The sequence below is a fragment of the Cellulomonas sp. P4_H12 genome, assembly GCF_056400905.1.
This window is the reverse complement of the sequence record NZ_JBFUKJ010000157.1, coordinates 1-514: the sequence shown is the minus strand read 5'-3', so window position 1 is coordinate 514 and position 514 is coordinate 1. Positions and strand designations below refer to the sequence as shown.

Annotated in this window: 1 pseudogene; it reads right to left on the bottom strand. The window is 66.3% G+C overall.

Features of this window, described 5'->3' with window-relative positions:
- A pseudogene (locus AC1DQC_RS20295) lies at window positions 1–223 on the bottom strand (ABC transporter permease); the annotation flags it as partial.
- Window positions 224–514: the final 291 nt, after the last annotated feature.

The window sequence follows — 514 nt, the reverse complement described above, 5'->3', positions numbered from 1 at the left end:
CGGTTACCTGGGAGTCGCTGAAGGAGAGCGACTGCCCCTCGGCGGGCGCGCCGAAGGCGAACTGGTTCGCGCCGAGGTTCTTGATCGCCGCGATCGACTGGTTGCCCAGGCCCGCGGTGAGTCCGGAGAGCATCACCACCATCAGTGAAATCAGGAACAGCACCACGCTCATCAGCGCGAACCGGCCCTTGGCGAACACGAGGTCACGAATACTCAGGAACATGCTTCCAGCGTGCCGCGGCACCCCCTTCGGGGGCATCGCGCAAAGGGTGGGGTGAGCGAGTCAATCGAAAGTTGGAGATCGGCCGTCGTGGCCGGTCAGGGCCGGTCGGGGTGCTGGGGCGGTGTTAGCGTGGATGCAATGCAGCATTCGGACCTCCAGCCTGACAGTGGCCCCGCACCCGTCCTGCGTGTCATGTCGCTCGGGGCACACACGCTGTTCGTGGTGCTGCTCGGGGTCGGCGCAGTGCGGTGCCTCATCGACGACACCCGACCGGTGCCGACGGTGCTGCTC